The 24,762-nt window shown below is 47.4% G+C and carries 21 protein-coding genes; 5 read left to right on the forward strand and 16 right to left on the reverse strand.

Translation table 11 applies throughout. The features are described from left to right. Positions 1 to 8: 8 nt before the first annotated feature. Genes hisS through AZH53_RS05565 form a run of 5 tightly spaced genes read left to right on the forward strand, consistent with a single transcriptional unit; the run spans position 9 to position 6,043 of the window. Positions 9 to 1,238, forward strand: a complete 1,230-nt coding sequence (gene hisS, locus AZH53_RS05545) for a histidine--tRNA ligase (RefSeq protein ID WP_319642527.1) — start codon at positions 9 to 11, stop codon at positions 1,236 to 1,238. Beyond that, positions 1,229 to 3,034 (forward strand): DNA topoisomerase VI subunit B, encoded by a 1,806-nt coding sequence (locus tag AZH53_RS05550; RefSeq protein WP_319642528.1) that lies wholly within the window; start codon positions 1,229 to 1,231, stop codon positions 3,032 to 3,034. The genes hisS and AZH53_RS05550 overlap by 10 nt, the downstream gene beginning before the upstream one ends. Further along, positions 3,024 to 4,112 (forward strand): DNA topoisomerase IV subunit A, encoded by a 1,089-nt coding sequence (locus tag AZH53_RS05555; protein ID WP_319642529.1) that lies wholly within the window; start codon positions 3,024 to 3,026, stop codon positions 4,110 to 4,112. Before AZH53_RS05550 ends, AZH53_RS05555 begins: the two co-directional genes overlap by 11 nt. A gap of 2 nt (positions 4,113 to 4,114) precedes the next feature. Beyond that, the gene (locus tag AZH53_RS05560) at positions 4,115 to 5,083 is read left to right on the forward strand and encodes a glycosyltransferase (RefSeq protein WP_319642530.1); all 969 of its coding nucleotides are present in this window, start codon (positions 4,115 to 4,117) and stop codon (positions 5,081 to 5,083) included. Further along, positions 5,084 to 6,043, forward strand: a complete 960-nt coding sequence (locus AZH53_RS05565; protein ID WP_319642531.1) for a glycosyltransferase family 2 protein — start codon at positions 5,084 to 5,086, stop codon at positions 6,041 to 6,043. 57 nt (positions 6,044 to 6,100) lie between these two features. Here the strand turns inward: AZH53_RS05565 and AZH53_RS05570 are convergent, their stop codons facing one another. The 16 genes from AZH53_RS05570 to glmU all read right to left on the reverse strand — a co-directional run bounded on the left by AZH53_RS05570 (position 6,101) and on the right by glmU (position 24,756). Next, positions 6,101 to 7,861: an asparagine synthetase B family protein gene (locus AZH53_RS05570; protein ID WP_319642532.1), complete on the reverse strand. Its 1,761-nt coding sequence runs from the start codon at positions 7,859 to 7,861 to the stop codon at positions 6,101 to 6,103. Between the two features lie 97 nt (positions 7,862 to 7,958). Continuing rightward, positions 7,959 to 8,969, reverse strand: coding sequence for a dTDP-glucose 4,6-dehydratase (rfbB, locus tag AZH53_RS05575; protein ID WP_319642533.1), 1,011 nt, complete (start codon positions 8,967 to 8,969; stop codon positions 7,959 to 7,961). 8 nt (positions 8,970 to 8,977) lie between these two features. Beyond that, positions 8,978 to 9,853 carry a glucose-1-phosphate thymidylyltransferase RfbA gene (rfbA, locus tag AZH53_RS05580; protein WP_319642534.1) on the reverse strand — a complete coding sequence of 292 codons (876 nt, stop codon included), beginning with the start codon at positions 9,851 to 9,853 and terminating at the stop codon, positions 8,978 to 8,980. A 31-nt stretch (positions 9,854 to 9,884) separates the two neighbouring features. Continuing rightward, positions 9,885 to 10,805 carry a methionyl-tRNA formyltransferase gene (locus AZH53_RS05585; RefSeq protein WP_319642535.1) on the reverse strand — a complete coding sequence of 307 codons (921 nt, stop codon included), beginning with the start codon at positions 10,803 to 10,805 and terminating at the stop codon, positions 9,885 to 9,887. A 21-nt stretch (positions 10,806 to 10,826) separates the two neighbouring features. Continuing rightward, positions 10,827 to 11,957 carry a dTDP-4-amino-4,6-dideoxygalactose transaminase gene (gene rffA, locus AZH53_RS05590; protein WP_319642536.1) on the reverse strand — a complete coding sequence of 377 codons (1,131 nt, stop codon included), beginning with the start codon at positions 11,955 to 11,957 and terminating at the stop codon, positions 10,827 to 10,829. Further along, positions 11,954 to 13,072 carry a TDP-N-acetylfucosamine:lipid II N-acetylfucosaminyltransferase gene (locus AZH53_RS05595; RefSeq protein WP_319642537.1) on the reverse strand — a complete coding sequence of 373 codons (1,119 nt, stop codon included), beginning with the start codon at positions 13,070 to 13,072 and terminating at the stop codon, positions 11,954 to 11,956. Before AZH53_RS05595 ends, rffA begins: the two co-directional genes overlap by 4 nt. 276 nt (positions 13,073 to 13,348) lie before the next feature. Next, on the reverse strand, positions 13,349 to 14,476 hold the full coding sequence (locus tag AZH53_RS05600; RefSeq protein ID WP_319642538.1) for a hypothetical protein: 1,128 nt from the start codon (positions 14,474 to 14,476) through the stop codon (positions 13,349 to 13,351). 40 nt (positions 14,477 to 14,516) lie between these two features. After that, positions 14,517 to 15,338: a DUF1698 domain-containing protein gene (locus tag AZH53_RS05605; protein WP_319642539.1), complete on the reverse strand. Its 822-nt coding sequence runs from the start codon at positions 15,336 to 15,338 to the stop codon at positions 14,517 to 14,519. Continuing rightward, positions 15,338 to 16,387 (reverse strand): polysaccharide deacetylase family protein, encoded by a 1,050-nt coding sequence (locus tag AZH53_RS05610; RefSeq protein WP_319642540.1) that lies wholly within the window; start codon positions 16,385 to 16,387, stop codon positions 15,338 to 15,340. The genes AZH53_RS05605 and AZH53_RS05610 overlap by 1 nt, the downstream gene beginning before the upstream one ends. 70 nt (positions 16,388 to 16,457) lie before the next feature. Continuing rightward, positions 16,458 to 17,924, reverse strand: coding sequence for a nucleotide sugar dehydrogenase (locus AZH53_RS05615; protein WP_319642541.1), 1,467 nt, complete (start codon positions 17,922 to 17,924; stop codon positions 16,458 to 16,460). Continuing rightward, a complete protein-coding gene (locus AZH53_RS05620; protein WP_319642542.1) occupies positions 17,921 to 18,832 on the reverse strand; it encodes a Gfo/Idh/MocA family oxidoreductase in 912 nt (303 codons plus the stop codon). Before AZH53_RS05620 ends, AZH53_RS05615 begins: the two co-directional genes overlap by 4 nt. Before the next feature lies 1 nt (position 18,833). Then, positions 18,834 to 19,922, reverse strand: coding sequence for a DegT/DnrJ/EryC1/StrS family aminotransferase (locus AZH53_RS05625; protein ID WP_319642543.1), 1,089 nt, complete (start codon positions 19,920 to 19,922; stop codon positions 18,834 to 18,836). Further along, positions 19,919 to 20,401 carry an acyltransferase gene (locus tag AZH53_RS11415; RefSeq protein WP_406600374.1) on the reverse strand — a complete coding sequence of 161 codons (483 nt, stop codon included), beginning with the start codon at positions 20,399 to 20,401 and terminating at the stop codon, positions 19,919 to 19,921. Before AZH53_RS11415 ends, AZH53_RS05625 begins: the two co-directional genes overlap by 4 nt. A gap of 255 nt (positions 20,402 to 20,656) precedes the next feature. After that, a complete protein-coding gene (glmS, locus tag AZH53_RS05635; protein WP_319642545.1) occupies positions 20,657 to 22,396 on the reverse strand; it encodes a glutamine--fructose-6-phosphate transaminase (isomerizing) in 1,740 nt (579 codons plus the stop codon). 2 nt (positions 22,397 to 22,398) lie between these two features. Then, on the reverse strand, positions 22,399 to 23,553 hold the full coding sequence (locus AZH53_RS05640) for a sugar phosphate nucleotidyltransferase (protein ID WP_319642546.1): 1,155 nt from the start codon (positions 23,551 to 23,553) through the stop codon (positions 22,399 to 22,401). 3 nt (positions 23,554 to 23,556) lie between these two features. Then, positions 23,557 to 24,756, reverse strand: a complete 1,200-nt coding sequence (glmU, locus tag AZH53_RS05645) for a bifunctional sugar-1-phosphate nucleotidylyltransferase/acetyltransferase (RefSeq protein WP_319642547.1) — start codon at positions 24,754 to 24,756, stop codon at positions 23,557 to 23,559. Positions 24,757 to 24,762: the final 6 nt, after the last annotated feature.

Genomic DNA, 24,762 nt, shown 5'->3' on the forward strand with positions numbered 1-24,762 from the left:
GCACATCAATGTTACAAAAACCCAGAGGTACACGAGATTTTTTACCGGACGAGATGGAATTCAGGCGGACGAAAGAGGCAGTCATGCGCCGGACCGCCCGCCACTGGGGATACCGGGAGATCTGCACCCCCACATTCGAACACCAGGAACTCTACACCCTCCGGTCGGGGCCGGGGATCGTGGGCGAGATGTATACCTTCCAGGACAAGGGAGGGCGTGAACTCGCACTGCGGCCCGAAGGAACGGCGGCGGTGCTGCGGATGTTCGTCAACGAAGCCAAGGTCCTCTCCCGTCCCATCCGGTGGTGCTACCTCTCGGACTGCTACCGCTACGAGCGTCCCCAGAAAGGCCGGTACCGCCAGTTCTGGCAGTTCGGCGCCGAGCTGATCGGTGCCGACACACCCGAGGGCGATGCAGAGGTCATCCTCCTTGCCGATGACATTCTGCGCTCCGCCGGGCTCGATTATGACCTGCATATCGGTCACCTCGCCCCGATGCGCCACATCCTCCGCGATCTCGCAGAGGATGTCCGCCGTGAGGTGATGGCGCTCCTCGACAAGAAGAACTACGAGGGGCTTGCCGCAGCACTTTCGGCGTGCAATAGGACTGAACTCGAAGAGCCGCTCACCGCCCTTCTGGAGGCACGGACACCCGAAGAGGCCTTTGCCATCTGCGGCGACGTGCCGGAGAAGGAGCGGATCGAGCGGATGGTTGAAATCCTTAACTCACAGGGGCTTGCCTATACCCTCAACTTCGGCATCGTCCGCGGCCTCGACTACTATACCGGGATGGTCTTCGAAGGATTTGCCGCAAATCTCGGAGCAGAGAACCAGGTCATCGGCGGTGGGGCCTATCGGCTTGCCAAGCTCTTCGGCGGCGAGGATGTCGGGTCCTGCGGATTCGGTATCGGCTTTGACCGGGTGCTGGTCGCCCTCGGGGACATCCCTCCGGCGGCGGACACCGTCGTTGCGGTTGTGCATACCCCCGAATCCCGGGGATACGCCTTCTCGGTGGCGAAGTCCTTCCGCGAGGCAGGCATCCGCACCGAACTCAATCTCCTGGACCGCGGCTTCGGCGGCCAGATGAAACACGCGGGCAAAACGGCCGATTATGCCGTGGTGGCAGGCGTCCGCGAGGCGGAATCGGGAACGGTGACGCTCAAGGCGCTGGCCACCGGAACCCAGAAGGAATGCAGCATTGGTGATGCCGTGGACGGGGTGACGACAGGTTGGCACTAGCCGAGAAGCTTGCCGCCCAGCAGCGCAGCATCAGTGTGGCCGAGTTTTTTGAGAAGAACAAGCATCTCCTCGGTTTCGACTCGCCGACGCGGGGGATCATCACCACCATCAAGGAGGCGGTGGACAACTCACTGGACGCCTGCGAGGAGGCGGAGGTCCTCCCTGATATCTTCGTCTCCATCGTCAAGACGGAAAAGGATGTGCTCAGGATCGCCGTCGAGGACAACGGCCCGGGCATCCTCCCGGAGAAGGTGCCCTTCGTCTTCGGCAAGCTCCTCTACGGGTCGAGGTTTCACCAGATCCGGCAGAGCAGGGGGCAGCAGGGGATCGGCATCTCCGCGGCCGTCCTCTATGCGCAGCTGACGACCGGCATCCCGGCGAAGGTGTGGTCCCGGACGGATGCCCGGGAGCCGGCCCACCTCTTCGAGCTGATGATCAAGACCGAGAAGAATGAACCCGAGATCCTCCGCCACGAGGAGGTCGAATGGGACCGGACGCACGGGACACGCATCGAGATCGAGTTCACCGGGACGATGGCGGCGAAAAAACGGCTCATCGACTATCTCAGGTATACGGCGGTCGTCAATCCCCACGCCCGCATCCAGGCGGACATCGACGGGGAGTTCTACTCCTTCGACCGGGGTTCCGAGGAAGTGATCACGCCCCCGGAGGCGATCGCCCCTCACCCCCACGGCATTGAATTCGGGACCCTGAAACGGATGGCATCGGTCTCTTCCGATGATGTCGAGACGTTTCTCATCAACAGTTTCTCGCGCCTCGGCAAGAAAAGCGCCGAGCAGATGCTCTCCATTGCGGGCATCAAGGGCACCCGCAAGGCGAAGGGGCTTTCGGCCGAACAGCTGAAGGTGCTTCTCGATGCGATGCAGACGGTGAACGTGCCGCCGCCGCCCGCATCCCTCTGCCTCTCCCCCATCGGCGAGGAGATGATCGTGCAGGGGCTGGAGAAGGAGTTCCAGATGGACTTCGTACGGGCCCGCACCCGCAAGGCGCAGGTCTTCTCCGGCCATCCCTTCATCGTCGAGACCGCGCTCGGGTACGGGGGCAAGCTCGATTCCGAGGGACAGGGGCAGCTCCTGCGGTTCGCCAACCGTGTGCCGCTCCTCTATCAGCAGGGGGCATGCGCCATCACGAACGCCGTCTCCGAGGTGAACTGGAAGGCCTACAACCTCTCCCAGCAGGGGCTTCCCACGGGACCGGTGCTCATTCTCGTGCACGTGGCGTCGACAAACGTTCCGTTCACCTCGGAATCGAAGGACGCGGTCGCCGCAATCCCCGAGATCGAACGCGAGATCGTCCTTGCCCTGCAGGACCTGGGACGGGAGCTCAAGACCTTCATCAACAAGCGGGAACGCAGCAAACTCGCCGAGACCCGGGCACGCGCCATCTGCTCCATCATCCCCGACATCGCAGGAAAGGTGGCCGAGATCGTGGAACGGCCCATCCCCGATATCGCCCCCATCGAGGGGCAGATCATGCGAAAGATCATCGCCCGCAAGACGACGCGGGACGGGACGGTGGAACTGTCGGTCCACAACTATACCCGGTCGCCTGCAGAGCTCATGCTCTACCTCATCTCGGCCGACGATGCGGCGGCGGCGGACCAGCCGCCGGACTTCACGGACGCCTTCGGGGATGAGTTCAACAAGGTCTGGAAGATAACAATCGAACCCGAGAGCCACTGGCGGGTGCACTATCCCGGCCAGGGCGGCGGCTCTCTCGATATTCGAGGAGTGGATGAAAAGATGAAAGTGGTGGTGGACCTCGATGTCCAGTAAGGATTTGGATGCCGTTGCGCGCCGTCAGCTCGTCGGCATCGCGGAGACGTGGTATGACCAGTTTACCGAGGGGCGAATTCCCTCGGTGACGCTCCCCACCCGCACGAAGCAGAACATCGAGTATGATGAGGCGAGCGAGGTCTGGAAGTACGGAGAGCGCGGGACGACCCGGACGGCAAACTCGGAGAAGAGCGCGCTCCATATCCTCAAGATGGCCTACGTGATCGGATTTTTGAAGCAGCAGCTGCAGGAGTCCCGGTCCTCGACGTTAAGGGAGATGTACTACATCTCCGAAGGATGGAAGAGGGCAAAGTTCTCCGCCCAGGACGAGTCCAACATGCTCGTCGAGGACTTGGAGATCATCACCGAGCTCTCCCGCGAGGCGTTCCACCTCCGGCCCGAGGAGGACGGGGCGTCGGTGTACGGTCCACTGCGCCTGAAGGAGACGACGAAGCGCGGGGTGCGGGACATCCACTGCCAGCAGGACGTGGGCGAGGCGGGGTATCCCATCCCGAACAACGTGGAGAACATCGAGTTCGTCGAGCACGACGCGAAGTTCATCATCGCGATGGAGACCGGCGGTATGTACGCCCGTCTGATGGAGAACGGCTTTGACGAGGAGCACGATGCCATCCTCGTGCACCTGAAGGGCCAGCCGGCCCGCTCGACGCGGCGGATGCTTCGGCGCATGAACCAGGACTTGGGCCTTCCGGTCGTCATCTTCACGGACGGGGACCCGTGGTCCTACCGCATCTATGCGTCGGTGGCCTATGGCTCCATCAAGGCCGCCCACATGTCCGAGATTCTTGCGACCCCCGCGGCCCAGTTCATCGGGGTGCAGCCGTCGGACATCAGCGACTACAACCTTCCCTCCGACAAGCTGACGGAGGGCGATATCGCGGCCCTGAAGTCGGAGCTCACCGACCCGCGGTTCGATACGGAGTACTGGCGCAGGCAGATCAAGCTCCAGCTCGAGATGGGACTCAAATCAGAACAGCAGGCTTTTGCAAGCAGGGGTCTGGATTTTGTGACGAAGGAGTATCTCCCGGCGCGGCTGGGGGAGATGGGGATATTGTGAGAATGGCGAGAGTATCTCTTCTAATGGCTGTCTATAATGGAGAGAAGTATATCGAAGAGGCCATTGAGTCAATACTCTCCCAGACCTATCAGGATATTGAACTCATCATCTGTGATGATGGATCAACCGACGGTACGAAAGAGATTCTCTCGGCTTATCGAACCAATCCAAAGGTCAAATGCATCTTTGCAGAACATAGAGGTAAAGTAGCTGCATTCAATACGGCATTTACATCTGCTACCGGTGAAGCGATTACGTTGGTCGCCTGCGATGATGTCCTTGCGCATCAGTCGATAGAGAGGAGAATACAACATCTCATCACTGGAAAAGAGGCGGTGTATCACAATGGATACATCTGCGATAAAGAGTTGAACATCATCGGGGAGATGAATATGAATCCATCAACTCTCTCGTGGGATCCCCATTGGCTCCCCATGGTAAGAAACAACCTCTTAAGTGGCTCTTTGATGCTTTTTTCCAAATCTGTTGCTGATAAGATATTTCCTGTCCCTGAAGAACTTCGATTTGAAGACTGGTGGATAAATTTCTTCGTCCTTTTCTATGCAACAAAAATCGAGTACATTGACGAAAATTTATTTTATTATCGCCAGCATGGAGCCAACGCATGTGGAGCCCTCCAGGGGAGTTCGAGTAACTCCATTCTGATGAATGACTGGAAACGCCATCCGCAATTTTATTCAACTCTTTATTCTGCGGTAAAAGGTCTTCATCACAGTATCCCTCAGAATCGGGAGGTACTTGATGCAATCGAGAATAACCATGAATTAGTTGCACGTACCATTCTGAGAAAATTTACATTCCCAAACCCAAATATCCTAAAATACGCAGGAATCAGGAAATATATCCTCTCCCAACTTATGGTGCTGCATCTCTCAGGATTTGCCTGTGATTCCTATTATTATGTTCAAAAAACGAAGAAACAATGGAGAAAAATTCTTGGTGGGATGTAAATGCAGGATATTTCAACAGAGTGTGCAGTCTCCGTCATTGTGAGTACTTTTTCTCCTGCCCACCGGGATGACATCATCGAAATTATTCAATCGATGCAGACCCAGTCATCCCAATCCTTTGAATTAATCATCATTGTTGATGAAAACAGGGAACTATTTCAGGAATATTGTGACTACCTGGAAAAAGCTGGTACCTTAAACATGAGGTGCCTCTTTAATCCGGACAACAAAGGCCTTTCCTACAGCCGCAATATTGGGATACAAAATGCCCTCGGGGAGATAATCTCATATCTTGACGATGATGCAGTCCCGGATCCAGATTGGGTGGCCCAGACAATAATTTCCTTTGAGGATGATGGTGTTGGGGCATCTACAGGAGATATCATCCCCTTGTGGGAAGATCCAAATGACGAGTGGTTCCCGAGGGAATTATACTGGATGATCAGTTGTTCCTACTCCCTTACACCAACGGAATTTTCTGAAACAGAACGGGGATTCGGGGCGAATATGTCATTCAGAAAGAGCGTTCTCGATGAAATCGGCTCTTTCCGTGAAGATCTCGGCATTCGGCCGGGCAAATGGGTGGGGGGAGAAGACTCGGAGATGTTCCTGAGGGTGCGACAATCCGGAAATAAAGTTATCTACAACCCGAAATCGATGGTGCACCACAAAATCCCTCACCGGCGCATCCTTCTCAAATCTCTGTTGAAGCGGGCGTACAACCAGGGAAATACCATTGCTAAAATGGGAAAGAGCGAATCCTATGCTTCCGGGAACAAGAGTACGGAATATTCGTATCTGGGGAATCTGGTTAAGGATTTCATACCTGAAAAATTGAGGGAATTCAATCGAATCGCATTGTATCAGTTGTTCGTTGTGACTCTTGTAGTCCTGTGCACAGGTCTTGGATATATACAAGGTAATTTTTCAGGCAATACAGGAGAGAAAAATACCCAATAATCTCATTTTGAAATATTATGAAAAATCATCAAAATAATAAAATTCATTAATATTCTCTTAACGATCTGTCAAGTTTTCAAATTCTTTAATATGTTTTAGATACACCAATAATGTTAAAACCTGCTTTTTTTCAGCACAATTTCCGTCGAGATAGAGTTTTTGGGCATCCTCATACAGATGAGGATAATTCTTTAGTAATGGTAAATTTGCTTTAAAATATGAATCCATATATTCTCTCAGTCCTAGATTGTGGTCATACCAATATTCAGAAGGATTCATACTATATGTTCTCGATGAATCAAATAGCCCCGTTTTTTTCTTAACTAGCTCCAATCCTCGAAAGATTGCATAATTTAGTTTAATTTTTTCCCCTCTATACACAAATGCTGGATAATTTAATGCAGTTATTTTCAAACCATTATGCTCATATTTTGCCGCCTCGGGGTATCTCTCAACAACCCACTTATAATATATCCCATGTGCCCATCTTTTACTTGATGGGAGAGAGAGGCAGTATTCAATAAAATCTAAATCATAAAATGGTGAAAACGTTTCAGTAAAATTTTGTAGAGCCATATGGGAACTTAAAGCACCATTAAAACCCCTGTTATATAGCATACCAATTTCTTTATTGTCATAATCGTCTTCGTCCACGAAGATGTATGATTTTAGTTTTTCGAATAATTTTGATGAATGCTCGCCCGAATTTGGCGATATAGTAAAGGGCAAGGAACGATCATTTTCTTTGAAAAAAGTACCTACCACCACATCGCCCAATTGTCCAGAATGGATTAATCCAATTTCATTCCAATTTAAATTTGAAAGTATATCAAAAGCAACTACACTCCCACCAAATGCACTCATCCCATTAATTAATGGAACAACTCTTTCCATATAAAAAGTACATAAACCGTTATCAAGACTTGCGAAAATCCAATGGTTCTTTAATTCTCTGGCTATTTTTTTGGGGATTATTTCATCGAAATAGTCAGTTTCTGAAAATGTAATATTGAAAATATCTGAGTTGGTCAATTTTCTCATTGCGTAATTCGTCATCCGGGAATCAAGACCAGCAGATAAAAATGCAAAATTTTTATATCCATATTCATTATTTTTTTTAATTTGTTTGTTAACTGCTTTTAAAAATAAATTATTAATATTTTCAATCATTTCTTCTTCAGAGAGCTCATTACATTCCTTATTACAAAAATGATGATATTGAATAATTTCTGTAGAATTTCCTTGAATTTTTAGGTAATGTCCAGGTTGAAGTCGCCGAATAGATTCAATTAACGTCCAATCTTTTAACATATACCCATAAGTCAATAGACTGTATGCGCCTCCCATATCGAGATTAAAGTTAATATTATTCCTATAAAAATAATCTAAAATAAAATCAATTTCAGAACCAAAAATAACTCTATTATTCAATTGTGTATAAAATACAAATTTGTCTCCCACCTGGTTTGTAAAAATCAGTAACAGGTCATTTTTCTTATCATAAAATGCCCCTGAAAAAGACCCTCTTAAATGTTGAATGAATGCTTCACCCTCGCTCGCATACATCATTCCGATTAATTCTTCAACACATTTTACTTTATAAAGCTCTTTCAGATCATGCAGATTGATTATAACCCCTTCAATAACCACAATGTAGTCTTCATTTTCAAAAAGACATTTATCCTGCAAAAATTTATCAATCGTTCTTCTTTCAATATACAATTTATTTGAATCAATAGTATCAATAATCAAATCTTGATTATAACTGCTTCCAAAGCCATTTTCTTTATTTCCATATACCCCTAAAAATCCCGGCATAATAATGATTCAGATTCATCTGCCATAATGAATTTGTTTCTCTGTTATGAGATCATTACATATTTACCATATAATATATGTGGCACCCAATAATCATTCAACACCCCAAAAAGTCTCTGTTTTCAAGGTACCACTCAATTGTCTTTACAATTCCCTCTTCAAAACTAATCATAGGTTCCCAATTAAATTCTTTGGATAACTTGGATGAATCGATGCCGTACCTTCGATCATGCCCTTTGCGGTCATCGACATATTTAATGAGAGAATCATTGACGGATTCGTCTGCTTTATTTTTTATGTGCTCAACTACCAAATTGACGATTGAAATATTTGTTCGTTCATTATTTCCACCGACATTGTAAATATCCCCAATTTTCCCATTTTTAATAACTACATCTATCGCTCTGCAATGATCTTCAACATATAGCCAATCCCTGATATTTTTACCATCCCCATAAACTGGGATATCCTTTTTTAGAAGGCAATTTTTGATAATTAGAGGTATCAATTTTTCAGGATATTGAAACGGACCATAATTATTTGAACATCGGGTAATATTTATTGGCAATCCATGGGTATCAAAATATGATTTTACAAGAAAATCTGCTCCTGCTTTTGAAGCCGAATATGGACTGTGAGGATCTAGTGGGGTTCCCTCTGTAAATAGTCCTTCATCACCAAGACTACCATAAACTTCATCTGTAGAAACCTGAAGAAATTTCACTCCAGGCTTATAGTTCCCTTCATATTCCCATGAATTCCTTGCGGCATCTAAAAGGATTTGTGTGCCAAGAACATTTGTTCTCACAAAATCTTCTGCACTTTCAATCGAACGATCGACATGGCTTTCTGCAGCAAAATTCACAACGTAATCAATTTTATTTTCCGTAAATATTTTGTTGACTAAATTCGCATCACAGATATCTCCCTGTATGAATGAATAATTTTTACAATCTTCAACTTCACGTAAATTGGAAAGATTTCCAGCGTAGGTTAATTTATCGAGGTTTATAACATCGATTTTTTTCCCATATTTCGTAATAATATGGATAATGTAGTTTGAGCCAATAAATCCGGCGCCACCGGTGATTAGGTATCTTTTAGTCATGTTCACAACTAGTCACAATTAGAATCTAATAATGATAATATGTATTGGCCATAGTCAGTCATATATAAATCATCCCCAAGAGCCCGAAGCTCATCGCCATTTATGAATCCTTGTCTCCAAGCAATTTCTTCAATACATGCGATATAGAGACCCTGACGTTGTTGAACTGCTTCAACGTATGAACTAGCAAGGAGCATGCCTTGAGGAGTCCCGGTATCTAGCCATGCCATACCTCTTCCCAAGAGAATTACGTCTAATTCACCTTTTTTTAAGTACTCTTCATTGACAGACGTAATCTCAATTTCACCACGAGATGAAGGCCGAATATTTTTTGCAATCTCAACGACCTGATTATCATAAAAATATAGACCAGGAATTGCAAACTTGGACTTGGGGTTATTTGGTTTTTCTTCAACTGAGAGGACCCTTCCATTTTCATTAAACTCAACTATTCCAAATTCACTGGGATTCGAAACCTGATACCCAAATATGGTTGCACCCTCTTTTTTTGTCCTTGCTTTCTCAAGAATGGAAGAGAATCCCTGCCCATAAAATACATTATCCCCAAGTATGAGGCAGACATTGTCATCTCCTATGAAATCCTCACCAAGGATAAAAGCTTCTGCAAGCCCCCTTGGTCGATTTTGCACTAGATATGAAAAATTAACTCCTAGGCGGGAACCATCACCAAGCAATCTCTTATATGAATTAATATCATCAGGTGTTGAAATGATTAAAATATCCTTAATTCCCGCAAGTAAAAGAACCGATAATGGATAATATACTAAAGGTTTGTCATAGATGGGAAGTAACTGCTTGGATACTGATATTGTCATTGGGTAGAGACGGGTGCCTTTACCCCCAGCCAATATGATACCTTTCATGAAATTAAATTAAGGTGCAATTCATGATTATTCATTTCGATTCAAACCGTTGCCTTACCTTTCTTATTGGAAGAGCATCGGATCCATCATTATATGATGCTGATGTCACCTTCAGAAGACCTTGTCCACAAATTATTATTGGAAACCCATCTTCGATTTGCCAAATTTTTCCGCTGTCTCTAACTTCGAAGAATAAATCATAATTTAAAACCTCGCATCTCCAGATACGAATCAGTTTACCGGAAAGGAATGAATAAGCACCTGAATAAGGTAAACCTGAGGCACGGATCAAATTTCGAATCGTATTAGCAGACCCATTCCAATCGATTAAATTATCTTCAGGGTTTCTCCAAATACCATAAGTTGCATGATCGTTATCTTGTGGGATAGGTGCCAATTTACTCTTCTCAACCAATGACAAAAACTCAAAAAAGGCTTCGATATATATTTCGGACATTATATCGATTAAATCAGAAATATATGAAGAATTATCAATTTTCATCTCTTTTTGAAGTAAAATATCACCTGCATCCACTTTTTCCGCTGCATATAATACTGTGAGACCTGTTTTAGAATCTCCCCTAATTATTGCATTCGCAAGTGGACTAAATCCTCGATATTTTGGCAATAAACTATCATGGAATATTACAATTTTATCTGGTAGAAAATTGTTTAAACTCATTGGTATAAGATATTGCCACCCAATTGCAATTATTCCTGAAATCTCTCTTGTTTCAATGATATCATCCAAATTCTGCTTTGTTTCGTGCCAATCCAAATAATCAATATTATTTTTTTCACATAATTCTTGAATTTTAAACCCATAATCTACTTCTTCAAATCGTTGTGTATATGAAATTACGGAACCAATAATTTCGTTTTTTTTCTGTGAAATTATTGAATCAAGAATAGAATATCCTTTTTTTGTATTAAGACATAGTAATAATTTCATAATTCCCTCTATCTTATATATTCAATATTTCAAAAATTGTATTATTAAATCGATAATTTTTATTAATTCTTTATCATCCAAATCCACGAAAATTGGTAACCTCAAAATATTATTCGCTAATTGTTCTGTTACTTGTAAATCACCTTTCTTGTACCCCAATTTCCCACCCATCGTCGAGATATGCAGTGGCATGTAATGAAATACTGCTTGAATATTATTATTATTTAAGTGATTCAACAATCCATTTCTGATTTCCTCGGAGGGAAGTATAAGATAATATATATGTGCATTGTGTGTGCAGCCATTAGGTACATGTGGCCGAATAACTAATCCGTCATCCTCCAGTTCTTTGAAGGCTTCATTGTAAATGTCCCAAATATTAAGGCGTTTACTCATTATTTCTTCAAATCTTTCCATTTGAGCAGTAAGTAATGCTGCTAACAGATCCGATGGTAAATATGATGATCCTATATCATGCCAGGTATATTTGTCTACTAGCCCTTGAATAAACTGGCTCCTGTTTGTCCCTTTCTCTCTGAGAATTTCTGCCCTCTCAAGATAGCGGGGGTCATTTATGACAAGGCCTCCTCCTTCACCCATGCAGTAATTTTTTGTTTCATGAAAGCTGTAGCAGCCCATATCTCCTAAAGTGCCAGCATATTTTCCATGGTAAGTGGAACCCACCGCCTGGGCTGCATCCTCAATAACAAAAATATCATGCTCTGCTGCAGTTGCATTAATTGAATCCATCTCGCATGGTACACCCGCATAATGGACCGGACATATTGCCTTCGTTTTAGGTGTAATATGCTCCTCAATCGTTGTTGAATCCATATTTAAGGTTAAAGGATCAATATCAACAAATACTGGTCTTGCACCCCTTAACATAAAGGCATTTGCTGTGGATACAAAAGTATAGGAGGGCATTATAACCTCGTCACCTTTTCGAATATCGATTAAAAATGCACTTAATTCGAGAGCATGTGTACAGGAAGTGGTAAGAAGAAAATTATTGATATTGAATTTCTTTTTGAAAATTTCAGTTACCCTTTTAGTATATTCACCATCACCACTGATTCTCTTATTCTTGAGGCAATCTACAACATACTCAATTTCTAGAGAGGTAATACTCGGTGAACTATATGGTATCATGATAGCTGATTATTATTTGATGGCAAACTAAATACCTTATCCCATTGAAATTTTAAATTCTGATTACTTAGAAATACTTGAGTTTTATGTCTATTTTCTGATGCTATTGAAGAATCAAATTCATAAAATTCTTTAAAGGAATTATTTTCAATTTCATCAATAGAGTAGACCTTCAAATCATTTTCTTTTATTAATATTTCAAATATGCAACTATCAGCATTAGCGTATATTTTAGCACCGGATAGAATTAAAGAATATATTGTACCCATTGCCTGTTGGCGATTGTGATTGAAAATTCCAATGTCAATCTCGGATAAGATTTGACCATAACTTTCTCGGTCAATATAATCATTTAGAGCGATAGCCTTATCTCCAAAAATTTCTTTTGCGAATGTTTCAACGTACTTACCATATTCTTGATCGCCATAAGACAGAGGGATAAATATTTTAATATTTTCCTCATTAAATTTCTTTAAATACATTAGTGCATCAATATGACGATTGGATTTTGTGGCGGAGTTGCCCAATAAAATATGTATTGCGTCTTTCGTATCCTTATTTTCATACGAAAGTTCATTCTGAACCCCTAAATAAGGATAATATGCCTGAAAATTAATTGCTGCACTATGATACCATTTTCTACACAATTGAAAGTCACAGTTATTACTGACAATACAATAAAACGATGGGATAATCCTCTTTCTGAGTACCTCCATCATATAATTAGTTAAAGATTTATTTTTCTCTCGATATGCATATAAATCTCCACCCCAAACAATCCATACCGATTTCTTTAAAATTTCATTCTTAAACGAAAGAAGAAATGTTAAACTAAAAGGAATGAAGATTGAATGGAAAATAATTAAATCGTAACCATTACATTTCTCAAGGAATTTATACGCCTGCAAAAAATTGTAAAATTTTATTCTAACAAAATCCAGATGAATCCCTTTGGTGATGTCAGGAACAGAAAATCTATCGTGGATAGATTGCAGTGACTGATTCAGACATATGAAATGATGGTTGTTTCCATCGTAATTTTTCCTAATAAAATCTATTTGCCCCTCAAGTGGTCTAAATCCCAAAACACTGAAAATATGCAATATTTTTTTCATGTCCAATCATTTCTCTATTCAATCAAAGAATTAAATATTTATTTATCATTTCATGAGGATCGTGTTTGTTCTCATATAATTTTACGAACAAGAAATTTAATTATAATCTGAAATTTTAAAAGGATGATGGAAAAATTACCGAATAACAACAATATAATTACGAATACACAATATTACCGCAATCCTAGATTTGCCTCATTGCCTAAATTGAATCCTAGATAAGTCCATACAAAATATACAAAATTTTAATCGCCAAATTGCCTACATTTTAATCGTTTATTCCACAATTTTTTTTAATTTCCAAAGACAGCCAAATAAAATTGAACAGGCGGATATTAATAGTTCTATAAAAAAAAAGCAAAAAGTATCTGTTCTGAACCACACATCCCTGAATTTTATTTTATCTTCAACATAGCAATATTTTTGAAATTCTGAACTTGTTATTAACTTAATTTTTAAACCATCTAAATATCCTGCCAACCAAATATATCCTATACGAGCCTCGGGGGGCGTATTGATTCGATTACCAAACCCGAGTAAAATTGCAGGAAAATTCGCCCCATTATCAATAGATAATTGCAAAGGCCCCCAGAATCTTGGATTTGCTTCGATAGCATAATACTTTTGTGAACTCAAATCTTTTTTAAGTTCAACCATCACTACACCATCCCACCCAATTTCTTTAAACATGGTATCGATTTTTATTACGATATCAGGTGGCAATTCATATGGGGCAGATTTAATCACAGACTTCCCATTTGGTTGTTGATGGAGGTTAATTTGAGTGAAGCTCAACTGATTATGACCTTCTTTGTAACATGTACAATAATATATACTTGGTCCAGAAATATATTCTTGGGTAAAATGTAAGTCAAGATCCAGATCCATCCGATTTAAATCAGACAATGATTTCTCATTTTCAATCAATTTAGGGCTCTGAAGCACCGATGAGCTGCTAATCAGCTTTTTTGGTTTAATTACAAATTTTTGTAGAAATTTTGTTTTATCATACAATCCATTTTTTGGAACATCGATTGAAAATTTTCGACACAGATTTACAAAACTTTCCTTATCTGAAATTAATTCGTAAGTGTTTACATCAACAGTGGGCACTGTAATGCCACATTTAGTAAGATGGTCTTTTTCAGCGATTGCCCACCTCAATTGCTGTTCGCCATAGGGGAGTAGCGTATAGTCGCCGAGTTCATTCTTCATTGATATTAATGAGGATATAAAAGCATCTTTTGAGGTCTTGTCATAATATAACGGGGTATGATGAATATAACTCCAAAATGCAATTTTATTCAATAACGAATTACTACTAAAGGAAATGAATAAATTTAAATCATAGCCATCCAAGGCTCGGATGGTTGCAATCGCCGCCCGTATATTGGCATCTGCCATTATCACTACATTTCTCATTAGCAATCACACAAAGCTATATTTATGATTTGCAAATAAATAATGGTCTTTCCATGAATCTATAATCCAAGTTTGCATTAAAAAATTTATTCTTAAAAATAATACCATACTTTGTCCAAAAACTAATTAATGGATGGACATTCTTAGAATCATTAGATATTTCATAATCAACATAATTCGGCGATTGATGATTTGTTACAACCCCACAATATTCAATATTCCATCCTGCGTCACGTAAGAGATCAATTGTGAAATCTAAAATATCATCATCATCACAGAATTTCCCCTCATGCCCTAACCAAGTGTATCCGGTTTGGAAAATAAGGTACTCCGTAATATTTCGCAATTCTGTAAGATATTGAACCGCATAATCACGCCAATCATCAACACTACGAACAAAATTTGAATCAAAATCTTCCCCTGCATGCTGGAGAACATTAAAAAAAAGCACAATATCATATCTTTTTAGATTTTTAATATCTTTAAGGGAAACACCTTGATTTACGTTATTAAAAGAATTATCGTCCAGCCCTAGTATACGTTTACATGTGTCGATAGCAATTGAATGATCGATAAATGGTTCGTAGGTAGTAAGGTTTCCCTGCATCTCGGTAGCCAATCTAAAAGAAAAATAACCAATATTTGCCCCAATATCCAATATTCTCTTATTTTTAAAATTTATTTTTTTTGAGAACCATTCATATCTCTCATTATCGAGTCTTCGTGAATGGCTAAATCGCGAAAGGGTTGGCTCAATATTTATTAGGGCCGGAGGTAACATTTGGTAATGCCCATGTTTTGATCTTGCATCAAGTAATTTTCGAATATCTTCCAATTCCTGCATTATTTGTTTCTCCCCATTAAATTATATAATACCATTTCACCGCTTGTAATCCACGCATTCTTCTGGTAGCAGTATTCAAGAATTTTCTCATATGCCTCTTTCTCCAAGGTTCCATCTAGCAACATGGAGTTATGCCATAAAAGACAGAATACGCCAAAACATTCTGAAACTCTATCAATAAGGTGCATTACACATTGTAATGCCACGTCGCCGGTAAGCCTCATATAATTAGTAAATAACGTCCCTTCCATGACGACCAAAGGGATCTCAATGATATCAATCATTGAATTTGAATTCAGATTGTATGGCTGAAATGGGTGGCACATTCCATTCCTAAAACCGGTACAATCAGCATAACCAAATGTTGTGTCATAAAGGAATCCAGCTTTTGCAAGGTGCTCCCAAGTATCGGGTGTTTTAAAATGAAGATAGTGGTTCCGATATCCAATTACATCAGAACCAAGGGCATTCTCCAGCCTCTTTTTTTCTGAAGAGATGCGTTCGTAGGAATTATATGCTTCATGCCCACCATGAAGTCCCACCTCCCATCCTCTGTCCCTGATATTTCTGATATCATCTTTTAAATCCATGATATCATATGAATAATCCTGATCTCCTGGTTGTAAGGCAAGGAAATAAAAGCTCGATTTTGCACCGTATTGTTCTTCCAGGTCCATTATTTCTTCAAAATTGCACAAGGGCTTCCTTTTATTGAATGTACCTTTTAACGATCGTATGAATCCATTTTTATCTCGACAATATAGAGATTTTGCCAAATGGAACCCTCTTTGAGGAATACTGCGGTAAACATTGTCGATGTCGTGGGTGAGACAGACTGCGAATTTCTTACCATCGGGATACTCCGGTCTAAATCCCGAATCCATTAGGTATTTCGAAACAGTTGGGTCAAAAATATCTCTTGTTTTGCTTAGGTAATAGGGAAAACGATCATACTGATCGCTAAATTCAGGATTATATTCTTCCTTTCTTGTAAAATGATCCCATAGTTCTGGTTGATCTTTAAGTAATTCGAGATATTCACTTCCCATGACAGAACCTTATTAATAGTAATTGTGGAGATTTCAAAGTAGTACATTCCCTCTAATTGCAATGTGATATTTATTCTGATATCGTATAGCCATTCTTATCGCCGCGTCCGATACCGCGGTAGACAAAACCTGCGTCTATCCAAGCACCAGGATGGACAACGTTCCTGCCATCAATAATAGCGGGCCGGGAATGGTTGCAGAGCCTCTTCACTTCTACGGGACCAAGCGTCCGGTACTCCCTATGCCCAGCAAATATTACGAACGCATCGACCCCGGTCAGGACGTCAGCGAGGTCGCGGCTGATCACCGCACCCTCCGGCACGTCCGGTGCCGTCTCCTGGTCGACCCACGGGTCGTGGACGCGGACCTCGGCGCCGGCGGCACGGGCCGCCTCATAGAAGGGCGCTGCCGGGGTATTTCTTGCGTCGTCGGAGTCATTGAGGAAGGCCCAGCCGAGGAGGGCGATTGTCGCGCCCTTCAGGGGCGCTTTTGGGTCTCTTCCTGCCTGCCGGAGGGCCGACTCCGTCAGGTGGAGCATATGGGTCGGCATGAAGTCATTGATCCGGCGCGATGTGATGTAGAGGGATGCGATGTCATCCGGCCAGTCGAGGGCATCGGGCCCAAGCTGCTCCACACCCCGCTCCAGATGATACGTGTCCTTCGTCAGGCAGTGCCCGCCGACGCCGGCGCCGGGCCAGAGGATGGCGCGGGTGATCCCCTCGCCCTTCAGGGAGTCGATACCCGCCCGTACATCGTAGAAGTTGATTCCCATCGCCTCGCAGTAGAGGGCGAGCTGGTTGGCTGCTGCAATCTGCATGTCGCGGAAGGTATTCTCCGCGGTCTTCGTGACCTCAGCTGCGGTTGCACTCATGGGGATGAGCCGGCCCTTCGTCAAGACAGGACCATAGAGCTCACATGCACGCTGTGTGGAGACCTCGTCGATTCCCCCGACAACCCTGTCGTGCTCCCGGATATTCTGCAAAAGACGGCCAACCATCACACGCTCGGGGGCGTGGGAAAGACAGAAGTCCTCCCCTGCAACAAGCCCTGACTCCTCCTCGAGGATCTGCCGGGCCATCCCTTCCGTCGTGCCCGGCGTAATCGTCGACTCCAGGACGACAAGCGTGCCAGGCGTCAGATAGCGTCCGACGTTGCGGAGCCCTTCAACGAGGGGGGTGAAGTCCGGAATAAGGTCTTTTGGATTTGCAAACGGCGTCTGGATGGCAAGCGTGACCGCGTCACATTCTGCAATACGGGAAAAATCAGCCGTACACCGGAACTTCCCGGCACCCGTCACCTTCCCGAGAAGCTCTTCCAGACCAGGTTCCTCTCCCTTGAGGGGGCTTTCGCCCGCATTGAGCATCGCAATCTTGTAGCCGGAACTCTTTGAGTCCCGCTGGAAACCATACACCATCGAAAACGCCGGCGAATCCGCAAAGAGGGCCGCCGCCGGGATGCCTACATAGCCCATGCCGATGACCCCCACCGTACGGATAGGGCCGCGGTCTTCCAAAATTCGTTTAAGTTTCCCGCTCATGTATGCATTCGCCCGGTAATTGATTCGCAGATATGTACATTTTCCAGTGCCTGTGCCGGGGTGACGGGGAACGGCCGGCCACTTTTCACGCTGTCGAGAAACGTGACGAGCTCGGTCTTCAGCGGCTCTATCTTCCCCACCATCACCTTCTCGATGATGTTCTCCTGTACATAACGCTGGGCTTCCATGTGGTAGTTCTCGGGCTTACGGTAGACATAGACCTCCTGTGTCATGAAATCCCCTTCGACCGTCATCTCCTCCATCTCGATAGAGATGCTGCGAACTTTCTTTGAGGCCTTCCGACTTGCCGAGAGATAGACGGGAGTCTTCCCGAACTCAAAAAGAGCGCCACAGACGTCAAAGGTGCACACCGCTTCCATTGAATAATCCCCGGTAAAGAGGGCGTGGAAGATGATGTCGATGTCATGGATCATCAGGTCCTCCACCACGGAGCTCCCTGTCACCCGTGACGACGCCGGATTATGCCGTTTAAGTTCGACATAAAGGGGGTCTTTCACGATCCTGGCAAGTTCGGGGATGATGGGGTTGAAGCGCTCGATGTGCCCTACGCCGACGACGAGCTCATCAGGTATTGACCCAATGAGTTCCTCTCCCTCCTTTGAGGTGAGGCATATGGGCTTTTCGATGAGTAAGTTCACGCCTGCGTCGATCACCTCTTTTGCGGTTGCAAAATGATAGGGCGTGGGAACACAGAGGCTCAGCGCATCGACACTTCGCAGGAGTTCGTCCATGCTGCCCGCTTGGACAGCACCGGTACTTTTTGCCACCCCCTTTGCCGCCTCTGAATTCAGGTCGAATACCCATACATCATCGACCCCTTTCAGTTCCGAATAAACGCGGGCGTGGTTTCTCCCCATCATACCCACGCCGATTACTCCAACATCCATCTTACTTAACTCCGTTTAGTATCTCAGCAATATAGAGGCATTCTTCCCTGCCAACACCGGGGTGCACCGGCAGGCTGAGCACATGTTGTGATGCGCTGTCTGAGATGGGACAGGAGTCCCCATTCCCATTTTCAGCATAGAGCGGTTGCCGATGTACCGGCATCGGGTAGTGCACCGCCGAACCGATGTCCTTCTCACGCAGGTAGGCCATCAGGCCGTCACGCGAGAGCGGGCACTCCTCATCGACGTCGAGAACATACTGGTGATAGACATGCGTTGCCCCGGGACGGGTCACCGGGGTCGCTATCCCCTGACTCTGGATATGAGAATTGTACCACTCTGCGTTTGCCACGCGCCTCGCGTTCATCGCATCGAGCTTTCCGAGCTGCACGCGCCCGATGGCCGCCCCGATGTTCGTCATCCGGAAGTTGTATCCGAGTTCCGTATGGAGGTACTTATCGCTCTGCCCGTGGTTGATGATACGCCGGATATGGGAGGCAAGTTCGGCATCATCCATCGTCACCATCCCCCCTTCGCCGGATGTCATGTTCTTCGTTGGATAGAAGGAGAAACATCCCACATCACCAAATCCGCCGACTTTCTTCCCGCGGTAGGTCGCCCCATGTGCCTGGGCACAATCCTCTATCAGCACAAGACCCTTTTCCTCGCAGATCTTCAGCACCGGGTCGATGTCGAACGGCTGACCGAAGAGGTGAACCCCGATGACTGCCTTCGTCGCCGGAGAGAGGGCGGACCGGACCGCCTCCGGGTCGATCGTATAGGTGGAGGGCTCGACGTCCACCATCACCGGTCGTGCCCCGCACATGCTCACGCTCGTCGCCGTGGCAATGAAGGTGAAGGAGGGGACGATGACCTCATCACCGGGTCCGATACCGAGTGCAAGGAGGGCGGCGTGCAGGGCGGCCGTCCCGGAATTGACCGCCACACCATGCTTCGTTTCACAGTACGCGGCGAACTCCTCCTCAAACGCCGTTACCACCTCCCCCTGTGCAAGCATCCCTGACTGCATCACCTCGGCGACTGCAGCGATCTCTTCTTCTCCTAGAAATGGGCGTGCAACAGGGATCATCTCTGAGCCTCCGCAGGAAGGTCGCGGAACCGGGCAGGAGCACCGACGGCGAGGGTATGCGGCGGCACATCCTTCGTCACGATAGCGCCGGCGGCAACAAGCGATCCTTCCCCTATCTCAATGCCCGGCAGAATGGTGGCATTGGCACCGATGGAGGCCCCCTTCCTGATGATCGGGCCCTTGAGATTTCCACGGTCGTTCGGGGGGTACGGATCATTGGTGAGGACCGCATTTGGACCGATGAAAACATCATCCTCGATCACAACTCCTGTCGGAATATACACCAGGCTCTGCATATTTACCCCGTTTCCAATTTTGGTATTCCCTTCGATGATGGTATTTGTGCCAATTGAGACATTGTTCCCAATGGTCGTATGTTCCCTGATGACGACATTATGACCTGTTGAAAAATTATCTCCCGCTGTGACATCACAGTATATAGTGGTCCCTGACCTGATGACAGCATTTCTTCCAATCACCGTTCCCGGAAAGTCGGTTTCCTCCAGACGTTGCCGTGATGGATAACCAAAGACAACATTCTCTGAAATAATTGCATTCTCCCCTAACGTATTCTTACCAAAGTGAATGATCGCACCATCCCAGAATCTATTGATGAACGGGTAAATATTTGAATTACACTACTAATAACAAGACCCCAGCTTTTTCAAGAGTACATGCCTATCACCACGCACATTGGACAATTTTGATGTTATTGGGCCCCATCGCCCAGACAATTATTCCACCGTCACGCTCTTCGCGAGGTTTCGCGGCTTGTCGATGTCCCGCCCCAGCCGCTTTGCCACCTCGTACGAGAGCATCTGCGCCGCTACCGTGTAAGCGGCGACATCGGCGAAGACATTCCGGTGCCGGACCGGGATCACCACCTCTGCGATATCCGCCACATCGACATCTCCGGGGTCGGCAATGGCGATGATCGGGGCCTGCCGGGATGCAATCTCCTTTAGATTCGCAAGCATCAGGTTTCGCGTCTCCCCCGGGGGAACGAAGGCGACGACCGGCGTCTCTTCGCTGAGAAGGGCAAACGGTCCGTGCTTGAGCTCGCCCCCCGCATACCCTTCGGCGTGGATATAGGATATCTCCTTCATCTTCAGGGCGGCCTCGAGGGCCACCGGATAGAAGACGCCACGCCCGATGGCGATGAGCGTCGACGCTCCGGCACAGGCATCCGTCGCTTTTGTCACATCCAGCTGGAGAACCGCCTCGATCGCCTGCTTGACGTCAGCCAAAAGAAGCGAACATTGTGCACCCTGCGAAAGAGAGACGATCTTCATCAGCGCTGCGAGCTGCGCGATAAACGACTTCGTCGCAGCGACGCTGATCTCGGGCCCCGCCGCCGTATAGAATACATGGTCCGCCTCACGCGTGATCGAACTTCCAAGGGTATTCGTGAGCGCCACAGTGCGGCACCGGTGGAACTTCGCCCGCCGAAGTGCCGCGAGCGCGTCTGCCGTCTCCCCCGACTGGGAGATTACGAGCACCACCTCGTCCGGCGACGGCCGGACGTAACGGAATTCCGAGGCTATCTCGGTCCGGACAGGAAGTTCACTGAATTCCTCCATCAGGTACCGGAAGATCATCCCGGCGTGATAGGAGGTCCCGGAGGCGACGACAGTCATCCCCCTTGCCCCTTTCAAAACTGTCTGCATCTCCTCGATATCCTGCATGGCAGCAAGCGTTCGTGAAAACGCCTCCGGCTCCTCGAAGATCTCCTTGATCATGTAGTGGTCGAACCCGGTCTTTTTGGCCGCTTCCGGGTCATAGGCCACAAACTGTTGGGCCCGTACGACCGGCCCTTCACCGTTTTCGATCCTGAGCGAATCCTTTGAAACGAGCGCACAATCCCCGTCCTCGAGAAAGATGACATCCCTCGTGTACTGAATGACAGGAAGCAAATCGGAGGCACACACCATCTCACCGTCCCCCACTCCTATCACAAGCGGGCTCCGGTTCCGGGCGGCGGCGATGGCATCATCCTGTGCAGAGATCACGAGCACCGCATACGACCCCTCCAGCCGCGCAACAACCTCCCGGAGCGACCCCAGCAGATCACCGTCATAACACTCTTCAAAGAGATGGGCAATCACCTCGCTGTCGGTATCGGAGGAAAAGATGTGTCCGGCGGCTAAAAGTTCCGCGCGAAGAGCCGAGTAATTTTCAATGATCCCGTTATGGACGATCGCAAAGTTCCCGGTGCAGTCGGTATGCGGGTGGGCATTCTTCGCGGACGGAACCCCATGGGTTGCCCATCGGGTATGGCCGATACCGACGGCTCCTGAAGAGACGCCATTGGTACGGTAATCGGATATTCGTCCTGCGTCCTTTACCACCGAGAGGGTACCATCCGAGATCGCAAGCCCATACGAATCATACCCCCGGTACTCCAGCGCCCGCAGCCCCTGCACCAGAACCGATTCGGCATTGCGCCAGCCGACATACCCGACAATCCCGCACATGGCTATCTCACCAGAGTTCCGTCGGGGATCGTCCCCTCGATCTTCTGTCCGGTTCCGATACGGACATCGCTTCCCACGATAGCCCCGGCGTAATGGGTGAATGGTGCCGATGAGGAACGGTCACCGATGACCGCCCCAAACTTTGCGCGGATGAGCCCCTCCCCCATATCGACGATGCTCTTCGTGGGGTGGATGGCGGTATGGGACTGGAGATCCACGCCTTCGCCAATGACTGCCCTGTGAAGGGATGAATACGGGCCCACGTGAACATCGTCCATCACGAGGGATGTCCCCAGATGCGAATACGGCGCAATTCGCACGCCGGACCCGATGGACGTGCCCCCATCGATGACAACATGAGGACCGATATCACAGTTGTCCCCGATGACCACCGGCCCCGTGATGACGACACCCGGATGGATTCGGCTGTTCTTCCCAATTCGCACCGACCCTGCGATCACCACATCGCGGGCGACGGTTCCCCCGGTGGAGCCTTCAAGAGAGGAGAGGATCTTCTCATTCAGCCTGAGCAGGTGCCAGGGGAACACGGCATCGTCCCACGCATCCGCCCACACGGAACGGAAGGAGAAACCATCCGCAATGGCAGCATTTACCGCGTCAGGAAGTTCCCCGCCCCCAAGATAGGGATAGACCGCCGGGTCAAGGTGGAATACACCGGTACTCACAAGGGAACTCTCCGGATGACCCGGTTTCTCCTCGATTTTACGTACCATCTCATCCGCGACAGTCACCACCCCGAAGTTCGATGGTTCCGGGTGGTGGGTGACAAGAAGTGAACGCGGCTCACCGGCGACCTTGCGGATTGAGGCGGCATCGATGTAATTGTCCCCCGGAAGCACAACAAAATCATCACGGATTACATCCAGGGCACACGAGAGGGCATCCATCACTCCCAACTGTCGTTTCTGGATGACCACGGTGATATCCAGGTCGAAGGTATCGAGATACCGGATCACCTGTTCTTTTTTATATCCCACCACCACGACGATATCTCGAATTCCGGCCGCGACGACCGAATCGATGACATGTCCGAGGATCGGTTTTCCCCCCACGGGGATCATTGCCTTGGGCCGGTTCTTCGTGAGAGGCCGCATCCGCGACCCTTCTCCTCCGGCAAGAATGACTGCCTGCATCATGTATCACCTGATAATTGCATCTTCCCCGACGATGCCGCTGACATACGAGTGGGGGCCGATTCTCGCACCCCGGCCAATGGCGGCGCCGACGTTCACGGAACAGTTGATGCCGAAGAGGACGTCATCGCCGATGACAGCACCGAACTTTCTCCTCTTCGTATCCTGACTACCCACCCTCACTGACCGGTTGTCATGCCGGAGGTTCGCAACCTTCGTCCCTGCGCCCAGATTGCATCCCGAACCGATGACGCTATCGCCCACATAATTGAAATGGGGGATGTTCGTGTTCGGGAAGATGACGGAATTTTTCACCTCGACACTGTGCCCGATGTGGCAGTTCGCTCCGATAGCGGTCGAGCCCCGGATATAGGCATGCGGCCCGATGCGGCAGTTCTCCCCGATGATACACGGTCCTTCGATATAGGTGCCTGATTTCACGACGGCGCCCTCTTTCACCACGACCGGCCCATGCAAAATGACATTCTCCTCCACCGTCCCCGAAACCTTCGTTTCCATATGGTCCATGCAGAGGGCATTCGCATCAAGAACGTTCCACGGTTGACCGATGTCCATCCATGAGGAGAGGAGCATCGCCTGCAGTTCTCCACTGCGAATATACTCCTGGAGCGCATCGGTGAGTTCGACCTCGCCCCGTTCCGAGACAGGGCAGGTGCGCAGGTACCCGAAAATCCGTGCGTCAAGGCGGTACGCCCCCGCATTGATCAGGTTCGTCGGTGGATTCGGTGTCTTCTCGTACAGTCCGGTGATCCGGTCGGCCTCCACCTCGACGACGCCATACTCCTTCGGATCTTCCACCTCTGCAAGCCCCATGCAGACACCTCCCGTCCCGGAGATCCTCCGGAGATCCTCCTCTGAGAGGAGCATGTCACCATTCAGGAGGACAAACTCATCCTCCAGCAGGTGCTCGGCCGAGAGAAGAGCATCCCCTGTCCCCCGCTGGCTCCTCTGGACGACATAGGATATCTTCACACCACAGCGTTCGCCCTTTCCGAAATAGCTCCGGACGGCTTCTTCACGGTACCCGACGACGCACACGATGTCATCGAAGCCGGCACCGGCGGCAGCGCTCACAAGATGGGCGAGCATCGGTCGGTTTGCGATGGGAATCATCACCTTGGGACGGGTCGCGGTCAGCGGCCACATCCGCTTCCCCATACCTGCCGCAAGAAGCACGCATTGCATAGGTTT

Source organism: Methanovulcanius yangii, from assembly GCF_018687785.1.
In the GTDB taxonomy this organism is placed as follows: domain Archaea; phylum Halobacteriota; class Methanomicrobia; order Methanomicrobiales; family Methanomicrobiaceae; genus Methanovulcanius; species Methanovulcanius yangii.

What these genes read in the sequence shown, in the direction of transcription:
- AZH53_RS05600 (WP_319642538.1), bottom strand. Translation starts at nt 14,476, where the DNA reads ATGGCAGATGCCAATATACGGGCGGCGATTGCAACCATCCGAGCCTTG.
- AZH53_RS05570 (WP_319642532.1), bottom strand. Translation starts at nt 7,861, where the DNA reads ATGCCGGGATTTTTAGGGGTATATGGAAATAAAGAAAATGGCTTTGGA.
- AZH53_RS05620 (WP_319642542.1), bottom strand. Translation starts at nt 18,832, where the DNA reads ATGGATGTTGGAGTAATCGGCGTGGGTATGATGGGGAGAAACCACGCC.
- rfbA (WP_319642534.1), bottom strand. Translation starts at nt 9,853, where the DNA reads ATGAAAGGTATCATATTGGCTGGGGGTAAAGGCACCCGTCTCTACCCA.
- AZH53_RS05585 (WP_319642535.1), bottom strand. Translation starts at nt 10,805, where the DNA reads ATGAAATTATTACTATGTCTTAATACAAAAAAAGGATATTCTATTCTT.
- AZH53_RS05555 (WP_319642529.1), top strand. Translation starts at nt 3,024, where the DNA reads ATGTCCAGTAAGGATTTGGATGCCGTTGCGCGCCGTCAGCTCGTCGGC.
- hisS (WP_319642527.1), top strand. Translation starts at nt 9, where the DNA reads ATGTTACAAAAACCCAGAGGTACACGAGATTTTTTACCGGACGAGATG.
- AZH53_RS05625 (WP_319642543.1), bottom strand. Translation starts at nt 19,922, where the DNA reads ATGATCCCTGTTGCACGCCCATTTCTAGGAGAAGAAGAGATCGCTGCA.
- AZH53_RS05605 (WP_319642539.1), bottom strand. Translation starts at nt 15,338, where the DNA reads ATGCAGGAATTGGAAGATATTCGAAAATTACTTGATGCAAGATCAAAA.
- AZH53_RS05565 (WP_319642531.1), top strand. Translation starts at nt 5,084, where the DNA reads ATGCAGGATATTTCAACAGAGTGTGCAGTCTCCGTCATTGTGAGTACT.
- AZH53_RS05560 (WP_319642530.1), top strand. Translation starts at nt 4,115, where the DNA reads ATGGCGAGAGTATCTCTTCTAATGGCTGTCTATAATGGAGAGAAGTAT.
- AZH53_RS05610 (WP_319642540.1), bottom strand. Translation starts at nt 16,387, where the DNA reads ATGGGAAGTGAATATCTCGAATTACTTAAAGATCAACCAGAACTATGG.
- rfbB (WP_319642533.1), bottom strand. Translation starts at nt 8,969, where the DNA reads ATGACTAAAAGATACCTAATCACCGGTGGCGCCGGATTTATTGGCTCA.
- AZH53_RS05595 (WP_319642537.1), bottom strand. Translation starts at nt 13,072, where the DNA reads ATGAAAAAAATATTGCATATTTTCAGTGTTTTGGGATTTAGACCACTT.
- glmU (WP_319642547.1), bottom strand. Translation starts at nt 24,756, where the DNA reads ATGCAATGCGTGCTTCTTGCGGCAGGTATGGGGAAGCGGATGTGGCCG.
- rffA (WP_319642536.1), bottom strand. Translation starts at nt 11,957, where the DNA reads ATGATACCATATAGTTCACCGAGTATTACCTCTCTAGAAATTGAGTAT.
- AZH53_RS05640 (WP_319642546.1), bottom strand. Translation starts at nt 23,553, where the DNA reads ATGATGCAGGCAGTCATTCTTGCCGGAGGAGAAGGGTCGCGGATGCGG.
- AZH53_RS05615 (WP_319642541.1), bottom strand. Translation starts at nt 17,924, where the DNA reads ATGAGCGGGAAACTTAAACGAATTTTGGAAGACCGCGGCCCTATCCGT.
- glmS (WP_319642545.1), bottom strand. Translation starts at nt 22,396, where the DNA reads ATGTGCGGGATTGTCGGGTATGTCGGCTGGCGCAATGCCGAATCGGTT.